Here is a 19,439-nt window from a genome sequence, read left to right as displayed (position 1 = left end):
CTATGACCGCCACTGAATTTAGAGAGCGCATCCGCACATCCCTTACGAACGAGAGCCTTCAACTTGCATTGGATGCCAATGCCGAACGCCGTGTTAACGGACGCATCAACGCCATGAAGTCACTACCCGATTGGCGCGAGCGCCGTCAAAGGGCACACAGTGTGCGTGCAGACATCATCGAGCACCTCGACGAATATCTTGAACAATTCATCCATAATGCAACTCAAAATGGAATTGTTGTTCATCGCGCAAAAGATGCACAAGAGGCAATCGAAACGATTTCACGCATCACAGATCACGAATTACGTAATGCGAAATCCATAAAACGTAATTTTCTTGTCGCCAAATCCAAATCGATGATCTCAGAAGAGCTTGACCTTAATCATGTTCTCGAATCAAAAGGGATGAAAGTCGTCGAAACGGATCTGGGTGAATACATCGTTCAACTACGCAATGAAAAACCTGCACACATTATCACACCCGCCATCCACTTGCGCCGTAACGACGTGGGCAAACTCTTCCACGAGAAACTTGGCATCCCCTATACCGAAGATATTCCTACACTTACGAACACAGCACGTAAAGTCCTGCGCGATGTCTTTCTCACTGCCGATGTCGGCATCAGCGGCGTGAATTTTGGCATCGCTGAAACAGGCGGCATCTGTCTCGTCACCAACGAAGGCAATGGACGCATGGTCACATCCCTGCCGCCGATCCATATTGCGCTGATGGGCATGGAGCGCCTCGTCCGCAACCTCGATGATCTCGCGCTCATGCTCTCGCTTCTCCCCCGCTCTGCAACGGGACAAAAACTCAGCGTCTACACTCAACTGATCCACCAGCCTCTCCCCAATCAACAACGCCATATCATCCTGCTCGATAACGGACGTTCGCGCCTGCGCAATTCGCCGCTCAAAGAATCGCTGTATTGCATTCGATGCGGCTCGTGCCTCAACGCCTGCCCCGTTTTTCGCGAACTCGGTGGGCACGCTTATAAGAGTCCATATTCTGGCCCCATCGGCTCCGTCATCTCTGCGGGACTCTTCGGAAGTGAGTTCGTCCCGCTTGCGCAGGCATCGTCGCTTTGTGGCGCATGTAAGGATGCTTGTCCAGTAGACATTGACCTGCCAAAGTTATTGACTCGTGTAAGAGCAGGGCAAAGCCCAATCGACAGGAAACAGTCATCAGTGAACAACGGTGGCGGACTGTCGCTCACGTCAAAACTTTTCTTGCAGATATACAGCCGCATCGCGACTTACCCGAGGCTGTTTGCGTTCTCCCAAAAATTCGCCTCGCTGGGAACTTTTCTCCTCTCCCCTTTCAGTGACTACATCCACTTGCCAGCGATCACGGGTTGGGGTTACAGCAAGGACTTGCCAAGGTTTGCAGGAAAGACGTTTCGAGAACGTTTTATGGAATCGGACAGCTTACTGTCCGAAAACCCAAACCCGGATAAAGCCCAACCTTACTCGAAACATGAAGCCACGCAGGAGCGAGCTCCTGCAAACCATAAGGCCGAACAATTTGTCGAATCATTGATCAAGGTTGATGGGAAGGTTGTCCACACAACGAAGAATGAAGTAGCGGATAAGGTGATCGAATTTCTTAAAACACGGAATATCAAACACATCCATCTTGAGCCGAACGTTTTGGATGAAGACAAACTTCATCAAGCAGGAATCACCATAAGTCATGAACGTGATGCAAAAGTAAGTGTCGGGGTGACCCCGCACGTCTCTTTTAAATACAGTGAAACGTGCGGGGTGACAAAGGCCATTTGTGGGCTGGCAGATACCGGGTCCGTGTTGGAGGCGGACGATGAGGGCGATAAGTTGTTTGCTTCGCTGTTACCGGAAGTCCATCTGGCAATTTTGCACGAGTCAGACATTTATCCATCACTTGAGAATGCGATCCATCTTGTGCGTGGGACAAAGTCTGCCGCTTTTATCACAGGCCCATCACGCACGGGCGACATCGAAATGTCTCACACCATTGGCGTGCATGGACCGGGCGAGATCGTGGTCTTTTTGGTAGCATGATAAAATCCGCGGGCATGAATCGAGAGAAAGTTTTCACACTGTTCTTGTTTTTTATTTCGTTGCTCGGGATGCTCTTTGCGTTCATCGTGACGTTTCGATACGGCCCAGGGTTGGCAACGGACGGGGCAAGGTATTTATCAACTGCCGAGAGCTTGGTCAATGGAAATGGATTCACAGAATATCTCGGCGTACCGCTCACACAATTTCCCCCTGTATATTCGATATTCATCGCAATGATCGGTTTTGTCACGCGGGCAGATGTATTTGTCATCGCGCAATATCTCAACATCCTGACCTTTGGAGTGACGATCTGGCTTTCGGGAAAATTCTTTCGCAAACTGTTTCCAGAAAACTTCTTATATGCCTACATCGGGAGCGGACTGTTCGTCACTTCCCTTTCTTTGATTCGCATGGCATCGAATGTGCTTTCAGACCTGATGTTCCTTGCAGTAACGATCATGTTCCTGATGCTCGTTACAGATTACATTGAGAACCCGTTACGAAAAAACTTGTACATTCTTGGGTTGTTGTGCGCGGTCTCACCGTTGTTGCGCTACGCAGGGCTAACACACATCATCACGGTCTCGGTTGTTATTTTGATCGTTCGTCAAAAAGAGTTTTTCAAAGGGATTCTTCAAGCAGGGGTTTTCGGCTTTCTCGCAAGCCTTCCCGTTTTGCTTTGGGTGTATTTCCATAACTATCTGCAAACAGGAATTCTGTTCGGCACACGCCTGCCACCCAATCCACAAGGAAATCTGCAGGTAACGATTGAAAAGGCTATTCACTGGTTCATCCCCTACAGTGTCACGGAGCGGCTCCCCGAATGGTTGATCCTTCTTGTCATCCTGGTTATTTTCATAACGGGCAATCGCGTTATGGACTGGAAGAATTGGGGAAGACAAATCATAAGTTCAAAATTCCTTCCCAGCCTGATCTTCATCATTCTCTACTCACTCGTTTTGGTCTTCAACGTCAGCTATAACGAGGTGCGCTGGCCTTTCATGGACCGTATCCATATCATCATATTGCCATCGGTAGTGGCAGTCGGCTTCATGACAGCTCGCGAGTTACTTCCGTTGTATCTGCGGCGCATCTCAGTCAACAAACTGTACATGGCTGTTGTCATCCTCTTTATCCTCTGGCTGGCATATCCTGCAAACAACATCCAAAAGTATCTGCGGATCTCCTACGTCAACGGCGAAGCGAGCGAATATAACATCTACAACACGCGCGCGCTGAACGAATCAGGCGTTCGGGAATTCATCGAGTCGCTATCCATCTCTTCAAGTGACAAGATCTACAGCAACTACGAACCTCTCGCATGGCTGTATGCGCGTCACACGATCCTCAAGCTCCCACAGGGACCTGTCAAGCCCAAAGCGCCAGATCCACAAGAAGTATTAGCAAATTACCCCGATTGGCCAGGCAAAGATGGCGCGGGGTATGTGGTCTGGATGAAGGAACTGGGCTTCAAAGAATATGTCCTCGCCCCCGAACAACTAACTTCCAAAGCCAATTTTGAACTGCTTTTCTCCAGCAAACAAGGCGACGTATACCGGCTCACGCCAAGATAGCTATTGATTGACGTATCTTTTTCGCAATGATACAATCTCGCCCGCTTCTAAACGCCCCCATCGTCTAGAGGCCCAGGACGGGGCCCTCTCAAGGCCCAAACTGGGGTTCGAATCCCCATGGGGGCACACTTCAATGACAGCCACCTAAAAGGTGGCTGTCACTTTTTTGGAAACCATATGAACAAAACATCATCATTCTCTCGCGGTTACCTCATCGCGTTGGTCGCCACTTTCCTTTGGTCAACCACTGGGCCGCTCATCAGTTACATCAGCAAAACCTACGCCCTGCCATCGCTCGTCCTTGCTTTCTGGCGCGACCTGTTCGTCTCTATTGGAATGACCGTGGGGCTCTTACTCTTCAGCCGCTCACGTTTCCGACTCGACCGCCCACACTGGAAGTTCATGGTCTTATATGGACTCACACTCGCCATCTTCAACTCCATGTGGACGTTTTCGGTTCAATATAACGGGGCGGCTGTTGCGACCGTATTGGCCTTTTCCTCCCCTGCTATGACCGCCATCTTAAGCCGTATTATCTTCAAAGAACAATTTAGCCAAATAAAGGTCTTGTCCATCATCTTGAGCCTACTCGGGACGACTCTCGTCGCAGGCGCATACGATCCATCGGTCTGGAGACTCAATCCGCTTGGGATCATCTTTGGCTTGCTGACAGGTCTCTTCTTCGCCTTCTACAATCTCGAAGGCAAACATGCCTCTGACACACACATTGATTCATGGACAGCCATGCTCTACAGTTTTGCTATTGCTTCATTTCTTCTATTTTTCTTCAACATTGGTTCAGACCTAATATCAGCTAAACCGCTATTCTCCGACTTACTTTGGCTTGGCAATTCAACTATCGCTTGGGGAATTCTATTCTTTCTTGGCATTGCCCCCACATTAGGTGGATTTGGACTCTATACACTCAGTCTTCGCTATCTTGCGCCAACGGTTGCGAACCTCATCGCCACACTCGAGCCTGCACTGACGGCCATCTGGGCATACTTACTGCTCAGCGAACAACTCAGCCTCATTCAATGGGTCGGAAGTTTCCTCGTTTTCACGGGAGTCATCCTATTACGCTGGGGCGAAAAAACGGAATAACTTTCCGAAAATAACGATAAAACACACTCATGAATAAACAAACGACGGTGATATACTTCGCCCCGTTTGCCGTTATGCCCAAGACATTTGACCGAAATTTGTTTTTTGCAAGAGCCCACTATTTTGCCTTCATGGGCGGATGGGGTTTCATTCTACCGTTCATCAATCTGTTCTATGTCAGTTTGGGGTTAAAGGGAGCGCAGATCGGGACGATCACATCTACAAGTTCCATTGTGGGGTTGTTATTTGCGCCATTCATCGTCAATGAGATCAAGAAACGGCCACAAGCACGGGGACTTTTACAAACAGCCATGTTGCTTGGTGCGCTGGGATATTTCATGCTCGGGCATCAAACCATCTATCTCCTCATCCTCGTCAACGTATTCTTTCAGGCGTTGGCAGGATCAGGCGTCATGCCAGTATCCGATGCGATGGCAGTATCAGTTTCAAAGGAAGCAGGAGGCGGGTATGGAAGTATCCGCGTGTTCGCATCCTTGGGATGGATCGTCGCAACGTTGACATCAGGCTGGTTGATCCAGAGATTCGGTTTCCTTGTGGGCTTTATCGGTGTCAGTGTGATGTGGTCGCTCGGTGCACTTATCATTTCATTTATCAATCCACGTTTCTTTGTCACACAACAAAGCACACAATCATCCAAGCCCAATTTACTGACAACTGCCAAACGCGTTATAAGCGACCGCACCCTGCTCGGTTTTGCGATCGCATTGATCTTTATCGGATTTATGAACAGCGGTGTTTTGCAGTTTGAAAATGTATTTCTCGCGGAACTCGGCACATCGAAGCAATTGATCTCTGTGGCTGGAATCTTAAGCGCCGTGGTTGAACTACCATTCATGATCTATGCAGATCGTTTTGTAAAACGATATGGCGCAAGCCAAATTCTGCTGGTCGCCATTCTCATGACCATGATACAACGTGCAGCCGTGCTTCTCTTCCCATCAATTGCCACGATCATGATCGTGCGCTTCATCGGTGGCACAGCATTTAGCATGTATACCGTTTCCTATATCGGGCTGATCAGCAGTCGCACCGACCAAAGCGAAACAGGGACCATGCTTGCGCTATACACAGTCACACTGGCGAGTCTAGTCAACATCCTTGCCGCGCCCGTTTCTGGGGCCATCTTCGATGTGATCGGTGCAAGGTGGTTGTATGCACTTTCCGCCAGTGGATATGCCATCGGCGCAATATGCATCTGGTTATCGAGACCAACAGTTGTATTGAATAACGAGTCTGTTCCTACACTTCAGCCTGAATGAGTTTTGGTTCAGGGAACACTCTTTTAAGCCCTTCGATCAATATCATCCCAGCAAGGATGACAATCCCGAACACAAAAAACATTCCGCGCCCGCCGATACTTTCAAGTAGCAAACCACCTACAAAACCACTGACCGCCGAACCGAAGCCAAAGGTAAGAGCGCCAAACAATCCCTGCGCCGTGGACTTTAATCCCGCAGGTGCGTTCTCATCCGCATACGCTACACCACCAGACCACATCAACGGGAACGTCAATCCGCCAAGCGCCATCACCACAGTCGCTAGAAGTAGATTATCCACCACCCCAAAGAGCAGAGAGCGAACACCGAGCATCACCAACGCCATGATAAATAATCCATTCGCTGTAAAGCGTTTGACAAGAAGATTCCCAAAGAAAAAGAACGGAGCTTCCACCAGCGCCCCTAGAAAAAATGCAAAGCCTATTTGAGTGCCATCTGCGCCGAGTTCCTGCAAGTACGCCGAAAAATAGGATGCAACCGAAAACACGCCCATGCCTCCCAAAAAGGCATAACCAAGAAAAATGATCCAACGGCGATCCTTCAACAACTTCAACGTTCCTCCGCTATTGGCCTCATGTGCTTCATGCTTGCCGAACGACAGTCGTTGAGAGATAAACAAGTTGATCAACATGATCACCGCATACACATAAAACAGAATCTTCAATCCCTGCACTTTGAGCAACACCCCTGAGACCTGTACAAAGATCCCCCAACCGATCGTCCCACCCAAACGCACGCGCCCATACATTTCTTTTTCATCGCCCAACATCGTCATTGTAGCGCTATCGCCCAGAGAAGATACGGGCGAGATGAAAATGTTGAGCAAAATGATCAACCCAAAGACCAATGCAAAACCTGAAAAAGCAGGGATCAAGACCGCGACAATAATCGGCACACCGATTCCCAATCCCATAATCAACTTATGACGCATCGTTCTATCTGCCAACCCCGTCCCGAATGGCGCTCCGATCAACGTGATCAAAGGCGGTATTCCGGTCAACAGGCCGATCTGAGTGCCATTGAAGCCAAGCGATTGGTAATACAACACATAATAAGGCGCTATAAATGCAAACGCCGCAAAATATAAAAAGTAAAAACTGAACGAAACTATTTTTTTCATGCGATTCTCCAGCCGCACATTATATGACCAATCAATCAAATGAAGTAAAATCTCTCCATGCCCAATATTTTGGTGGTTGGTTCGCTCAATGCAGATCTCGTCGTCCGCACACCACGTTTTCCGCAACCGGGTGAAACCATCAGTGGTGAAGATCTACAAGTCATCCCAGGTGGCAAGGGAGCCAATCAAGCCGTCGCCGCCGCCCGCCTTGGCGCGAATGTTTCCATGCTTGGGCGCGTGGGCAAAGACAACTTCGGCGATTTTCTCATCAACAACCTCAAATCAAATCATGTAGATACATCCCTCATCGAGCGTGATGATGCATCCACAGGCACCGCCACCATCATGGTGGACTCCAATGGGCAGAACAGTATTGTCCTTTCGGCAGGTGCAAACGGCAAAGTCTCTTCATTGGATGTAGAGCGCGCTTCTTTTTCGACCTTCAGCCTGCTTCTGCTCCAATTGGAAATTCCTACACTGACAGTTCTATCCGCCGCAAAACTCGCCAAACAAAATGGCGTCCGCGTCATTTTGAATCCCGCCCCCGCCAAACCACTCCCCGATGAATTGATCGCACTCGCTGACTTTATCATCCCCAATGAAACGGAATTGAGTCTTCTCACGGGCATGGTTGTCAACGACATCCCCTCCGCTGAAAAAGCGGCGTACGCATTATTAGATAAAGGCGCACAAAACGTCATCGTCACATTGGGAAGCAAAGGCGCATTGATCGTAGACAAGAATACAAGTCAACATGTAAACACGTTTAAGGTTGATGTTGTCGACACCACCGCCGCAGGCGATGCTTTCATCGGATGTTTGGCAAGCGTTTTGGATTCATCCAACTTGCTGGATGCCGTTCGCTATGCCTGTGCCTGTGGCGCGCTTGCAACCACCAAGTTCGGCGCGCAACCATCATTACCCAACAAAGAAGATGTGGAAAATATTGTAGGGACACAGCGAAACCAATAAGCACCTTGACGATTAATCGTCCTGCTGTGCCCCTACGTGAAAAGTCAAATGAAATCCAAACGAATCATTATTGACACTGACCCCGGCATTGACGATGCCTTCACCTTTCTATTGGCGCTCGCTTCGCCTGAAATTCAACTCGAAGCGCTGACAACTACACAAGGCAACGTCACGCTCGAAAAAGCGACACGTAATGCATTGTCCATTCTGGAGCTTTGTCGGGCAAGTCATATTCCAGTCGCGGTGGGAAGCATGTACCCGTTGGTTCAACCGTTATGCGCTTCAGCAGATGTCCACGGCGAGAGCGGCATCGGCGATTCAAAATTGCCAGAGCCAAACACAAAACCCGTCCCACAACATGCCGTGGACTATTTGATCGAACGCGTTCTAGCTGAGCCAAACGAAATCAGCATCTTTCCCATCGGGCCATTGACCAACGTCGCTATGGCGATTCGCAAGGAGCCAAAATTTACGGAAGCAGTCAAAGAATTAGTCATCATGGGCGGAGCAATCCAGGAAAATGGCAACGTCACTCCGCTGGCTGAGTTCAACATCTATGTTGACCCACATGCCGCGCACATTGTTTTTCATTCAGGAATTCCCACTACGCTCATTCCCTTGGATGTAACACACAAATGTCTGCTCAAGCAGGAGCATGTGGCCCGTTTGATGAAGATCAAATCTCCCATCACTCAATTCATCAAGGATGCGGTGGATGTATACCTGAAGTTCTCGCAAGAGAGAGGCTTCGCAGGCAGTGCCATGCACGATCCATTGACGTTGGCAACTGTCATTGCGCCTGAGTTGTTAACCCTAAAAGACTATTACGTAGATGTTGACCATTCAGGCGGCGTGGCGATGGGCAAAACATTTGCCGATATTGCTAATGTTACTGGGAAGCCTGCCAATATGAAGGTTGCGATGGATGTGCGTGGAGATGATTTCATTGAATTGTTTTTACAGCGCATGGAAACTTTAGCAAAGGCCATACCAAACTAAAATGACAAAACGAATCCTTATTGATACCGATCCCGGCATTGACGATTCTCTGGCGATCTTACTTGCCATTGCATCGCCTGAACTTACGCTCGAAGGCTTGAGTGTTGTACATGGAAATTGTTCGCTCGAACAGGCAGTGACGAATGGCTTGTCCGTTTTGGAGTTGGCGAACGCGGGTCACATTCCGCTGGCGAGGGGATGTGAACTGCCGTTGGTGCAACCGTCCTTGCTCGCGCCAGAGACGCATGGCAACACAGGCTTGGGATACGCAAAGCTCCCAGAACCGCGAATCAGGCCCACAGTCCAGCATGGATGCGATTTTCTGATCGAGAAGGTCATGGCAAACCCCGGAGAGATCACTTTGGTGGCAGTCGGCCCGTTGACAAACATCGCACTGGCGATGAGAAAAGAACCGGGGTTTGCAAAGGCACTTAAGGAGTTGATCATCATGGGCGGAGCGATCCGCCATGAAGGTAATGTGACCGCACTGGGCGAATTCAATGTGTATGTTGACCCGCACGCCGCGCACATCGTTTTTCATGCAGAGGTGCCAACGACGCTTGTGCCACTGGATGTGACGTATCAATGTCTGTTGACTGCACAGGATGTGGAACGGCTGATGAAGATCGATTCGCCCATCCCAAAGTTCATCAAGGACACGACCGATTTTTATATGGAGTATCATGATAGTTATCAAGGCATCAAGGGGTGCATCATCAATGACCCGCTGGCGCTAGCGTTGACCTTTGCGCCCGAGTTGTGTGATTATCAGGACCTGCCTGTGGATGTGGATATTTCAGGCGGTGTTTCGATGGGCAAGACGCTAGCCGATTTTTATAATTACGACAAGAAACCCGCCAACATGAAAGTGGCGCTGGGTGTGCGTCCAAGAGATTTCATTGAGTTGTTTTTGGAGCGAATGGAGAAGCTCGCACATAAAATTTCGAAGGCCTGAGAACAATCTCAAAAGGAGTAATGTTTTGTTGGAAAAATTCAAACAGGATTTTAGGCCGATAACATGGATACTGATCCCCATTGCTGTCATCGTTAACGGTGCAGGCGGCTGGATCATTGCGAAACTAGACGTCCCATTTTATATGGATACCGTTGGGACGATCTTTGTCGCTATCGTGGCAGGTCCATTTGCGGGGGCGCTGACAGGCGTTCTTACCAATATGGGCCTTGGCCTTGTATCACCGAGCTATATCCCTTATTGGCCGGTCCCGTTGTTGATTGGCCTGATGGCAGGCCTTTTCGCCAATGCAGGTTGGTTCAAACAGTGGTGGAAAGTTGTGATTGTGGGTATCTTCATAGCCATCATCGCCGCGTTTACATCCACATTGATTGCCGCAAAAATATTTGGGGAATTCTCCATTTCTCCTCTTTATTTTCTTGTTGAAGAACCTTTAGACAAAATTGTTACAACTTTAATCGCGTTCGGTGTTGCGAAACTTCTGCCCACACAAGTTCTTGCGCTTCTGCCTCGGCCCGAAAATATAGTACCTAAAGAAAAGTGAAACAAAACCGCACATGCGGTGTTGTAAGTATCAAATATTAAAAAGGAGAAGAACATGTTAGACAAAATCAAGAAAGATTTCACTACCATGACGTGGGTGCTCATCCCTGTGGCAATCGCCATCAATATTGCAATAGGGCAAATCGTCGTTCTGTTGAAACTACCTGTGTTCCTTGATTCAATTGGTACTGTGCTCGTGGGTATTATCTGTGGTCCATGGGCCGGCGCTCTGACGGGCGCTCTTTCCAATACCATTTGGGGCTTGTTCAATCCCGATTCCCTGCCATGGTGGCCTGTTGCCTTCTTTATTGGTTTGGTAGCGGGCTTTTGTGCCAATGCAGGCTTGTTCAAGAATTGGTGGAAAGTGATCCTCTCAGGCTTCCTTATCGCGCTTACGGCTGCGATCGTATCCACCCCGATTTCCGTCTACCTGTATGGCGGAATCACAGCCAGCGGTTCATCTTTCATCACAGCGTATTTGCTCCAAACGGGACAAGGACTTTGGTCTGCAGTAGTAAGCACAAGCTTCCTCACTGAACCCGTGGACAAAATCTCCACGGCTATGCTCGCCTTTGCCATTGTTCAAGGACTTTCCAAACGACTGGTAGCGCGCTTCCCACGACCTGAAAATGCTGCGGCCGAAGCAGGCAACAGTACAACGCAGTTGATCACTGCGATCATTGTTACCATTATCGTAGTGGCATTAGGCTTTGTTGTACGCAATATGCTAAGCTAAAAACAACTTAGGTTTTCAAAATCAGTCCCGCAAAATGTGGGACTGATTTTGTTTAGCCTATACGAGAGCAATTTATGACCTCTCTGGGTATAATTCGAGTGTAATCTTCATTGGCATAAACCATCGTAAACAGTCACATCATGCATGAACGCCTTTCTTATTACGTAAAGCGAGATAGTAGCATCCATCGTCTCAACCCTTTGACCAAGATCGTTGTGGCGCTAGGTATTATTCTCATTTCTTTTTCTAGTCCCTGGTATTGGACATCTCTCATTTTATTATTTCTGGTAATTACGCCTCTGTGTTTCGTTGGCGAGGTTTCCAAAGAATTCTTTAGAAGCGCAATCCGTTTGATTATTCCCGCGGCGGGTTTCATCTTCTTAATGCAGGCGTTTTTTCAACCCGTTGGAGAAACTGTAATTTTCAGCTTCTGGATCTTGGATGTAACACAAGAAAGCCTTTCTTATGGATTCTACGTTGCCACAAGAATTGCAGTGATGATCTCAGCTTTCACATTTTTTTTACTGACCACCCATCCAAGTGAATTGATGTCTGACCTTACACGGCGTGGACTGCCGGGGCAATTTGCCTACGTGATCATTTCAACTCTACAAATCCTGCCACAAATGCAAGCCAAGGCACAGACTATTATTGCCGCCCAACGCTCACGTGGTTTGGATACAGAAAGCACATTTCTTAAGCGGGCAGGCTCTTTGGTGCCGCTCGTAGGTCCGCTTGTATTTGGTTCTCTCATCGAGGTAGAAGAACGTGCCATTGCCATTGAAGCGCGCGGATTCACTTCCACACACGTCAAAACATCTCTGCATGATGTACCAGACACCAGCTTAGATAAAACCATCCGCTGGATCCTTGTTGGACTCGTTGTCATTACACTGGTTTTGAAATTATGGCTATCGTAAACCTGCAAAACGTCACATACAAATATCCGCTCACGGATTCACCGGTATTGCAAAATATAAATTTGCAAGTGAGTGAAGGTGAGTTCATTGCTGTAGTCGGTCCGAACGGCGCAGGCAAGTCCACACTGTGCTATACCGTCGCAGGGTTTGTCCCTCATTTTTTTAAAGGCGAACTCACTGGCACTGTCGAAGTCGCGGGTATAGAATCGAGCAAATCCAATTTACCTGAGTTGGTATTGAATGTTGGGCTGGCGTTTCAAAATCCATTCAACCAGATCAGCGGCGCAAAATATACGGTCTTCGAAGAAATCGCTTTCGGGCTGGAAAATACCGGCGTCCCACGTGAGGAAATGAAAAGCCGAGTGGAAGAAGCCATGAAATTGACTGGGATTTCAGATCTGGCGGATCGCTCCCCTTATTCTTTATCTGGCGGACAACAACAACGCGTCGCTCTGACCTCGATCCTGGTCATGCAACCGAAAGTCCTCGTCCTCGACGAACCGACTTCTCAAATGGACCCGATTGGCACACGCGAGGTCTTTGGAGTGATCCGCACAATGGCAGAACAAGGCATGACCGTTATCCTTGTGGAACATAAAGTGGAATGGATCGCTAACTTCGCAGATAGAGTCATCGCATTGCACGAGGGTCAGATCATCCTCGATGGGAAGCCTGCTGAAGTTCTCACATCAGATGTATTGACGGACAAAGGCTTTGGCATTTCGCGGTACACGTCCGTGGCACGCAAGGCGAAAGAGTTGGGGTTATGGAAGAAAACTAGCCTGCCTATTACATTGGATGAGGCAGTGGATGGGTTCGCAAAATGAGAGTTGAGATCAACAATTTGCAGTTCTCCTATCCTGCCGGTGTACTTGCCTTACGTGGCATCTCGCTGACAATCGAATCTGGTGAACAGGTTGCCATTGTCGGACAGAACGGCGCAGGGAAGACGACTCTCGTGCGTCATATCAATGGATTATTACAACCTACGTCAGGTGAAATCAAGATCGGTGACTGGGATACAAAAAAATACTCGGTTGCAAAACTTGCTTCGCGCGTGGGATATGTTTTCCAAAACCCTGATGAGCAACTCTTTTCACGCGACGTGAAGACAGAAGTCGCTTTCGGGCCGAAAAATCTTGGGTATACCAGCGAGCAGATTGAAGGTCGGGTTGATGAAGCGTTGGCAATGACGGAGTTATCAGATAAAACGGAGACGAATCCATACGACTTGTCCCCCACCTGGCGGAAGATGGTCGCCATTGCTTCTGTTATTGCAATGGATACATCTATTGTCATCTTCGACGAGCCTACCACCGGACAGGATGCGGCCAATATCGCACGTATTGCGAACGTCATCAAGGTTTTGCGGGAACGCGGCAAGACAGTCATTACGATCACACACGATATTGATTTTTGTGCTGAGAATTTTGAGCGTGTGATCGCCATGTCACAGGGTCAGGTTGTATTGGATGGAAATGCCAATGAAGTACTAGGCCAGGATGAGATCCTTGCCACAACATACGTTGACCCACCACAGTTGACCAGGTTGGGGAAAAAACTTGGGTTAAAGAAAACAGTGAGAAATGAAAAAGAGTTTCTTGCTGAATATCAGTCCGCAGGTTTATCCTGAACATGCGCCAGAATGACCACGTAAGACGTACCACCGATCTCTACTGGTTGAATTGAGGCTATGAGAGCACGGTCGGTGCCATTGTAATGTTTCAAGGTCAGAGGGTATTCATGCAAAGTGCGTTCGCGATTGAAGGCTCGCAAGAATTCAGCTCGCTGGTAGGGTTCCCATAGGCGGCCATCCAACATGGAGCGGCCCAGGAGTTTCATTCGTTCATACCCCATCACCAACAGGAAAGCGCGATTCACCTCGATGATCATTTCGTCAAAGACACGATACATCAACACCATCGGGATACGATCGGCCTTTCCATTCTGCGCTCGAAGCTCGTAGAACAGGGTTGCGCGTGTTTCAGCCTGTTTCTGTTCGGTGACATCCTTCAAAACAAGAACGCGTCCCATTGCATAATTTTTCTGCCAGCGAATGTTCGACACACGTACATCAAACTGCAAATGGTCGCGTTTTGGAATTGAGACAGTCACTTCGGAACGAGTTGTATTATGCTGATTGCACAAACTAATCAGCTCAGGCCATGATGCGAACGCAGAAGATACTGAAGACCCAATCAGCTTTCTAGGGTTCGTCTGAAAATAGTATTCAAAGGCATTGTTGAGATATACCAAACGGTTATGATCGTCCAAGACAATCACAATATCATCCATGCTTTCCAATACAGTCTCACCTGCGATGGGGGTCAGGTCTAGAAAACGGAATTGGAACAGGGCAATACTGTAAATAACGCCGGAGAGGATGAGGCCCATGGGCGTCCAATCCAAGTCAGGGATCGGGTTCGCCCCGGAAACATAAATGATGTTCCCAACCCAGTTAATCGCTACACCGAACACAAGCAAAAAGGTCTGGCTCCTAAATTCAGGCTGCGATTTAATCGCCTGCCGCACCAGTACAACACTCCCTGCAATAAGGGTTAGGTATGAGTATGCTACAAGGATATAAAACACAGGGCCATGGCCGAATGCCGCTATAGAATATGTACCAAAGTCCATTTGATTGATCTTGGTCCAGATCAAATGATGAGATTCATTTGTCCAGATAAGATAAATACATAGCAACGGGAAAACCCACAGGAGCCATATCCATTTTGATCTTAGGACTTTTTGGTATTGGGCATACGTCAAGGCAAACAACAAAAATGTCACCGAAACGCTCACAATACCAAAATATTGAATTTTCCCCCAGAATATCTGTGTTTCAATGTTACTACTGGCCATTTCCATGGCATAGGCTAATGCCCATTCGCTAACCGCAAACCCCATAGCTAATAACGGAATCGCGCCCGGCACTTTGGAACGGCGCGAAATAAATAAAACATTCAATAAACCGATCAACCCAGCGATCAGAAGAGGGTAGAAATAGGGGTTTGCAGACCATTGCATGGGTAGAAATTGCCCTCCAGAGCCTAGAATAGGGGAATTTTATCAGGATACAACATAATGTAAAGTTACAACAATGTGCATTAAAAACGAAAATGCAAAGTTAAACGGCGCCAAATAGCGAATTCAGCGCTTGTAGACCTTTAATTCATCATAACCAGAGTCGTCTTTATAAAGTTCGCGTTTGTAGACAACATCTTCAAAAACAGCAAGCACGATCTCTGCTGTCGTATATATCTTGCACCCATGAACGAGATGCCCACCCAATGTTCGCCCCTCGCTATCAGAAACTGAAATATGCAAATGTGAACCATGGATCGAAACCGTACCGGTAATTGAAACAATCTCGAAATAACCGTTAAATTCGGAATAGTCATCACGGTTTGCAAATCGTAGCACTATATGAGTTAAGCTTCCTACGCCGCTTAATACACACCCTGCTTCGATCTCGTGTTCCTGCACAAAGAGATCAATTGAGCCAAACAGATCATCACCGGGTTTCAGCCGAAAGGTATAATTATCCATATCCAATAATTATGTAATTATAAAGCAGACTGAACTGTTTTCATTTTTGCAAGGCAAAAGGCAATCAAAGCCCGATTGTTTAGACTGACAGTAAAATTGAAGCGAGAACAACATGACAAAACTGGAAGTTAAGACTTATAGAAGTATTCAGGAGATCAAGCCAGAAGTCTGGAACCAGATCGCATCTGGTCGAGGGTTTCAGAGTCATGCCTGGTACACCTTTGGCGAGCGTGCCATGGCAGATTGCCTGCCTACTTACCTGATCGTGTGGGATGGCGATACCCCCCTTGCAGGTATGGCGCTGTTCCGCGTACACAATGAGCCATTACCCCTTCCAAGAGTAGCTAGACAATTTATGTCATCGGTTCTCAAGCGTAGGCCTCTCCTTGTTTGCCGTTCTCCTTTGGCAGACACTTCAGCCCTATTACTCCCCGGCGAACCCTTACGAGATGAGATTCTTCCTTTGCTGGCGTCTGCCGCACAAGATGAATTTAAAAAGCAACGCTGCTCTTTTCTCGTATTCGATTATTTGCTAACCGAGCAACTTAAATACCCATCATGGCCAAATGGCTTCGAGCCTATCACGATTTCAGAACCTGGAACGTATATGCCCATCAGTTGGGATAGCTTTGATGCTTATCTTGAGGCGGGGAACAAGAAAGATCGTCAACATTACAAACGCACGCTAAAAGAGACGAGTGATAATGGCATCGTTCTTTCAAGAAAGAACTTTGTCCCCGATGTTGATACTGCTCTCAAATTGATCAGAAATGTTTCGATATGGCACGGCTCAGCACCCAATCCCTGGACCCGCAACCTGCTTGAGAACTTCTCAACAACTGACGGCACCTGGCTGGAACTTCGCAAGGATGACAAACTAGTGGGGTGTGGCGCAGTCCTTCGTGACAACAAATTCCAACTCGCGTCATCGCTTGGGCTAGAAGATGACGTCCCTGGCGGGTATTTCCTTTTGTTATATGCCGCCTTACAAGAAGCTTTTGAGCATAATGTTCGTCTCGTCCGCTTTGGGAGTGGCGCATATGATGTGAAACGCAGGCTTGGTTTCCATCTCGAAGACACCAATCACGCCATGATCACAATGCCAGGCATTATGTCACGAGCAGCAAACCTATTAAGCGCAGAGTAAAGTACTTTCTATAGACAATGTCCAACTGAATATTGCAAAAGTCCGTGTATACACGACACTAAAAGACAGAGGAGTACTCACAAAATCTAATGATGCGGTTTGAAGATTTTCGGCAACTCCACACCAATGAGATAGCTGAACGCGTCAGAGCGACCGGGCATAAAGTTTGCGTGTTTCCCGTTAATGGTACGCGCCGCTGGTTCATGCTCGAACATGCAGATAAGATCGGTGATGACTTTTTCAAAGCATATATAGACCTCTCAATAGAAAATCACGTCCATTTGTGCTCCATGTTATTTGACCACGGCATTCAGACGATTCTAGCTCCCGTCTTTGGTCGTGAGCTTATGCATCGCGGCGATGAATATACCAAGCGCGTCGGCATGGACGGGCTCGTCCGCACGGCAACGGATAAAAACTACCGCGATTTTTTCAACAAATACAATGTCCGGGTCCGCTTCTATGGTGATTATCGCGATGTGCTAACAGGCACAGAGTTCGAATATGTGCTCGGCTCCATCTACGAAGTGATGGACGCAACCAAAGATAATAACAAATTCAACCTTTTCTTCGGTGTATTTGCAGACGAAGTAACCGAAACCATCGCCCGCCTTTCGGTGGAGCATTATCTTGCTTATAATGCAGTTCCAGACAAAAATGCATTGATCCGTAAATACTACGGGGAAGAACTACCCGGGGTCAGCATGTTCATTGGCTTCGATAAATTCAGTGTATTCGATATGCCGTTGCTGGCAACAGGTGAGGAAGATCTATATTTTTCCGTCAGCCCCTCCCCCTATATGACAGAGCATCAATTACGAGCCATTCTATACGATCATATTTACGTTCGAAAGGTCTCTGAACCAGATTACACAAAAATGTCTAAAGATGAATTGGATTGGTTACGGGAGTTCTACCGCAACAATAAAGACCACGCGTATGGCGTGGGCAGGCTAAAATTCAATCTATGGTTTCAAGAAGGCACTTAATAATGACAGACCTCATTGAAGCACTTATCGAAGAAATTGGTCCCGGCCACATGGCCAGTACAGCCTACGACACAGCCTGGGCGGCTCGTCTCGGAGATATTGATTATAAATTAACCAATAAGTCTCTGGCGTGGCTTGCTGAGCATCAATTGCCAGATGGCTCCTGGGGTGCTCCTGCACCCATGTATTATCACGACCGCGTTCTCTGCACGCTCGCGGCGATGATCGCCCTTGCTTACCAGGGTCGACGTGGCCACGATAAGGTACAAATAGAGAATGGTAGACTCGCGTTAGAACGGATCGTAGGAGGCGCCACACAGGGGCTACAGGCTGATCCCAACGGAGCAACTGTCGGCTTTGAAATGATCGCACCTACTTTGGTAGAGGAAGCTGAAAAATTAGGTCTCATTAAAAACCAGGCGAATCGCATTTTAGGACGTTTATCCAAGCAACGCGCAAAAAAGCTTTCATATCTTCAGGGCAAGATGCTCTCCCGTAATGTCACTATGGCCTTTTCGTCTGAAATGGCTGGAATAGATGGCCAACACATGTTGGACATCGAAAATCTACAGGAAACAAACGGATCTGTTGGATTAAGCCCATCAGCAACTGCTTATTTCGCAACCTATATCAAAAAAGGCGATAAGGCTTCGCTAGAGTATCTCAACAAGACCATAAATAGTGATGGCGGTCAACCGAATGTTTCCCCTTTTGATGTTTTTGAGATCGCATGGTCGCTTTGGAATCTCAGTCTCATACCAGGCATGAAAGTGACCGAGAAGCTCAAACCCCACATCGACTTCCTCTCGAACGCATGGGAACCACAACGAGGGGTATGTTTCGCTACAAATTACTCGGTTAAAGATAGCGACGACACAATAATGACCTATATGACGTTAATGCGATTTGGCATTGAAAAAGATCTTGCCAGTGTGTTGGCCTACGAAGAAGATGAACACTTCCGTTGTTTCGACCTGGAGGTTAATCCATCCATTAGCGCCAATATCCATATTTTGGATGGCCTTAAGCAAGGTGGCCTTGGTCGCAACAATTCATCCATTGAAAAGATCCTGCGGTTTCTTACAAAAGCAAAGAGAGGAAGCTCCTACTGGGTGGACAAGTGGCACGCATCACCCTACTATCCAACTGCCCATGCGATCATGGCTTGTGCAAACTTCCATAACGATTTAGTGACCGATGCTGTTGAATGGCTTTTGGAAACCCAGAACCCAGATGGCTCATGGGGCTCATTCCTCTCCACAGCCGAAGAGACATCGTATGCCTTACAAGCCCTATGGGTGTGGAACGAGAAAGTTGCCAGAATACCCAAATCTGTATTTAAGAACGGTGCAAGGTGGTTGAGAGAAAATCTTAATAAGCCCTATCCACCTTTGTGGATTGGTAAATGCCTCTACACTCCACGCCTTGTGATTCGAGCATCTGTGATCAGTGCATTGGCACTGGCCGAATAAAAAT

The 19,439-nt window shown here is 47.8% G+C and carries 18 protein-coding genes and 1 tRNA gene; 16 read left to right on the top strand and 3 right to left on the bottom strand.

Annotated features, from left to right (window positions below; translation table 11 throughout):
- The first annotated feature begins 2 nt into the window (after positions 1-2).
- The 5 genes from IPP66_12720 to IPP66_12700 all read left to right on the top strand — a co-directional run bounded on the left by IPP66_12720 (position 3) and on the right by IPP66_12700 (position 5,997).
- Positions 3-2,039, top strand: coding sequence for an LUD domain-containing protein (locus IPP66_12720; GenBank protein MBK9926141.1), 2,037 nt, complete (start codon positions 3-5; stop codon positions 2,037-2,039).
- Between the two features lie 14 nt (positions 2,040-2,053).
- Positions 2,054-3,613 carry a hypothetical protein gene (locus tag IPP66_12715; protein ID MBK9926140.1) on the top strand — a complete coding sequence of 520 codons (1,560 nt, stop codon included), beginning with the start codon at positions 2,054-2,056 and terminating at the stop codon, positions 3,611-3,613.
- A 53-nt stretch (positions 3,614-3,666) separates the two neighbouring features.
- Positions 3,667-3,739: transfer RNA gene (locus IPP66_12710), tRNA-Glu, on the top strand.
- Between the two features lie 51 nt (positions 3,740-3,790).
- Complete coding sequence (locus IPP66_12705) at positions 3,791-4,717, top strand: DMT family transporter (GenBank protein ID MBK9926139.1); 927 nt, start codon at positions 3,791-3,793, stop codon at positions 4,715-4,717.
- Positions 4,718-4,746: 29 nt separating this feature from the next.
- Positions 4,747-5,997: an MFS transporter gene (locus tag IPP66_12700; GenBank protein ID MBK9926138.1), complete on the top strand. Its 1,251-nt coding sequence runs from the start codon at positions 4,747-4,749 to the stop codon at positions 5,995-5,997.
- Here the strand turns inward: IPP66_12700 and IPP66_12695 are convergent.
- Complete coding sequence (locus tag IPP66_12695; protein ID MBK9926137.1) at positions 5,978-7,135, bottom strand: MFS transporter; 1,158 nt, start codon at positions 7,133-7,135, stop codon at positions 5,978-5,980. The two genes, IPP66_12700 and IPP66_12695, sit on opposite strands and share 20 nt — an antisense overlap.
- A gap of 57 nt (positions 7,136-7,192) precedes the next feature.
- On the opposite strand from IPP66_12695, the gene rbsK reads away from it, so the two are divergent.
- The 8 genes from rbsK (at position 7,193) to IPP66_12655 (ending at position 13,911) form a co-directional block, all read left to right on the top strand.
- The gene (gene rbsK, locus IPP66_12690) at positions 7,193-8,107 is read left to right on the top strand and encodes a ribokinase (protein ID MBK9926136.1); all 915 of its coding nucleotides are present in this window, start codon (positions 7,193-7,195) and stop codon (positions 8,105-8,107) included.
- A 48-nt stretch (positions 8,108-8,155) separates the two neighbouring features.
- Positions 8,156-9,106, top strand: coding sequence for a nucleoside hydrolase (locus IPP66_12685; GenBank protein MBK9926135.1), 951 nt, complete (start codon positions 8,156-8,158; stop codon positions 9,104-9,106).
- Between the two features lies 1 nt (position 9,107).
- On the top strand, positions 9,108-10,061 hold the full coding sequence (locus IPP66_12680) for a nucleoside hydrolase (protein ID MBK9926134.1): 954 nt from the start codon (positions 9,108-9,110) through the stop codon (positions 10,059-10,061).
- A 25-nt stretch (positions 10,062-10,086) separates the two neighbouring features.
- Positions 10,087-10,623, top strand: coding sequence for an ECF transporter S component (locus IPP66_12675; GenBank protein MBK9926133.1), 537 nt, complete (start codon positions 10,087-10,089; stop codon positions 10,621-10,623).
- 54 nt (positions 10,624-10,677) lie between these two features.
- Complete coding sequence (locus IPP66_12670; GenBank protein MBK9926132.1) at positions 10,678-11,358, top strand: ECF transporter S component; 681 nt, start codon at positions 10,678-10,680, stop codon at positions 11,356-11,358.
- A 140-nt stretch (positions 11,359-11,498) separates the two neighbouring features.
- Positions 11,499-12,278: an energy-coupling factor transporter transmembrane protein EcfT gene (locus tag IPP66_12665; protein ID MBK9926131.1), complete on the top strand. Its 780-nt coding sequence runs from the start codon at positions 11,499-11,501 to the stop codon at positions 12,276-12,278.
- Positions 12,266-13,105: an ABC transporter ATP-binding protein gene (locus IPP66_12660; protein MBK9926130.1), complete on the top strand. Its 840-nt coding sequence runs from the start codon at positions 12,266-12,268 to the stop codon at positions 13,103-13,105. Before IPP66_12665 ends, IPP66_12660 begins: the two co-directional genes overlap by 13 nt.
- The gene (locus tag IPP66_12655; GenBank protein ID MBK9926129.1) at positions 13,102-13,911 is read left to right on the top strand and encodes an ABC transporter ATP-binding protein; all 810 of its coding nucleotides are present in this window, start codon (positions 13,102-13,104) and stop codon (positions 13,909-13,911) included. The genes IPP66_12660 and IPP66_12655 overlap by 4 nt, the downstream gene beginning before the upstream one ends.
- Here IPP66_12655 and IPP66_12650 read toward each other — a convergent pair.
- Both IPP66_12650 and IPP66_12645 read right to left on the bottom strand, forming a co-directional pair.
- A complete protein-coding gene (locus IPP66_12650; GenBank protein MBK9926128.1) occupies positions 13,890-15,305 on the bottom strand; it encodes a PAS domain S-box protein in 1,416 nt (471 codons plus the stop codon). The genes IPP66_12655 and IPP66_12650 overlap by 22 nt on opposite strands.
- 123 nt (positions 15,306-15,428) lie before the next feature.
- A complete protein-coding gene (locus IPP66_12645; protein ID MBK9926127.1) occupies positions 15,429-15,827 on the bottom strand; it encodes a DNA-binding protein in 399 nt (132 codons plus the stop codon).
- Positions 15,828-15,939: 112 nt separating this feature from the next.
- Here IPP66_12645 and IPP66_12640 point away from each other — a divergent pair, with 112 nt between their 5' ends.
- The 3 genes from IPP66_12640 to IPP66_12630 all read left to right on the top strand — a co-directional run bounded on the left by IPP66_12640 (position 15,940) and on the right by IPP66_12630 (position 19,435).
- Complete coding sequence (locus tag IPP66_12640) at positions 15,940-16,974, top strand: hypothetical protein (GenBank protein MBK9926126.1); 1,035 nt, start codon at positions 15,940-15,942, stop codon at positions 16,972-16,974.
- 89 nt (positions 16,975-17,063) lie between these two features.
- Positions 17,064-17,963, top strand: a complete 900-nt coding sequence (locus tag IPP66_12635; GenBank protein MBK9926125.1) for a diterpene synthase — start codon at positions 17,064-17,066, stop codon at positions 17,961-17,963.
- Positions 17,964-17,965: 2 nt separating this feature from the next.
- Entirely contained in the window at positions 17,966-19,435 is a 1,470-nt protein-coding gene (locus IPP66_12630; GenBank protein ID MBK9926124.1) for a cyclase, read from the top strand.
- The last annotated feature ends 4 nt before the right edge of the window (positions 19,436-19,439 follow it).

This window comes from Candidatus Defluviilinea proxima (genome assembly GCA_016721115.1).
Taxonomy (GTDB): Bacteria; Chloroflexota; Anaerolineae; order Anaerolineales; family Villigracilaceae; genus Defluviilinea; species Defluviilinea proxima.
This window is presented reverse-complemented; position numbering and strand designations above follow the sequence as displayed.

What these genes read in the sequence shown, in the direction of transcription:
- IPP66_12720 (MBK9926141.1), top strand. Translation starts at nt 3, where the DNA reads ATGACCGCCACTGAATTTAGAGAGCGCATCCGCACATCCCTTACGAAC.
- IPP66_12715 (MBK9926140.1), top strand. Translation starts at nt 2,054, where the DNA reads ATGAATCGAGAGAAAGTTTTCACACTGTTCTTGTTTTTTATTTCGTTG.
- IPP66_12705 (MBK9926139.1), top strand. Translation starts at nt 3,791, where the DNA reads ATGAACAAAACATCATCATTCTCTCGCGGTTACCTCATCGCGTTGGTC.
- IPP66_12700 (MBK9926138.1), top strand. Translation starts at nt 4,747, where the DNA reads ATGAATAAACAAACGACGGTGATATACTTCGCCCCGTTTGCCGTTATG.
- IPP66_12695 (MBK9926137.1), bottom strand. Translation starts at nt 7,135, where the DNA reads ATGAAAAAAATAGTTTCGTTCAGTTTTTACTTTTTATATTTTGCGGCG.
- rbsK (MBK9926136.1), top strand. Translation starts at nt 7,193, where the DNA reads ATGCCCAATATTTTGGTGGTTGGTTCGCTCAATGCAGATCTCGTCGTC.
- IPP66_12685 (MBK9926135.1), top strand. Translation starts at nt 8,156, where the DNA reads ATGAAATCCAAACGAATCATTATTGACACTGACCCCGGCATTGACGAT.
- IPP66_12680 (MBK9926134.1), top strand. Translation starts at nt 9,108, where the DNA reads ATGACAAAACGAATCCTTATTGATACCGATCCCGGCATTGACGATTCT.
- IPP66_12670 (MBK9926132.1), top strand. Translation starts at nt 10,678, where the DNA reads ATGTTAGACAAAATCAAGAAAGATTTCACTACCATGACGTGGGTGCTC.
- IPP66_12665 (MBK9926131.1), top strand. Translation starts at nt 11,499, where the DNA reads ATGCATGAACGCCTTTCTTATTACGTAAAGCGAGATAGTAGCATCCAT.
- IPP66_12660 (MBK9926130.1), top strand. Translation starts at nt 12,266, where the DNA reads ATGGCTATCGTAAACCTGCAAAACGTCACATACAAATATCCGCTCACG.
- IPP66_12655 (MBK9926129.1), top strand. Translation starts at nt 13,102, where the DNA reads ATGAGAGTTGAGATCAACAATTTGCAGTTCTCCTATCCTGCCGGTGTA.
- IPP66_12650 (MBK9926128.1), bottom strand. Translation starts at nt 15,305, where the DNA reads ATGCAATGGTCTGCAAACCCCTATTTCTACCCTCTTCTGATCGCTGGG.
- IPP66_12645 (MBK9926127.1), bottom strand. Translation starts at nt 15,827, where the DNA reads ATGGATAATTATACCTTTCGGCTGAAACCCGGTGATGATCTGTTTGGC.
- IPP66_12640 (MBK9926126.1), top strand. Translation starts at nt 15,940, where the DNA reads ATGACAAAACTGGAAGTTAAGACTTATAGAAGTATTCAGGAGATCAAG.
- IPP66_12635 (MBK9926125.1), top strand. Translation starts at nt 17,064, where the DNA reads ATGATGCGGTTTGAAGATTTTCGGCAACTCCACACCAATGAGATAGCT.
- IPP66_12630 (MBK9926124.1), top strand. Translation starts at nt 17,966, where the DNA reads ATGACAGACCTCATTGAAGCACTTATCGAAGAAATTGGTCCCGGCCAC.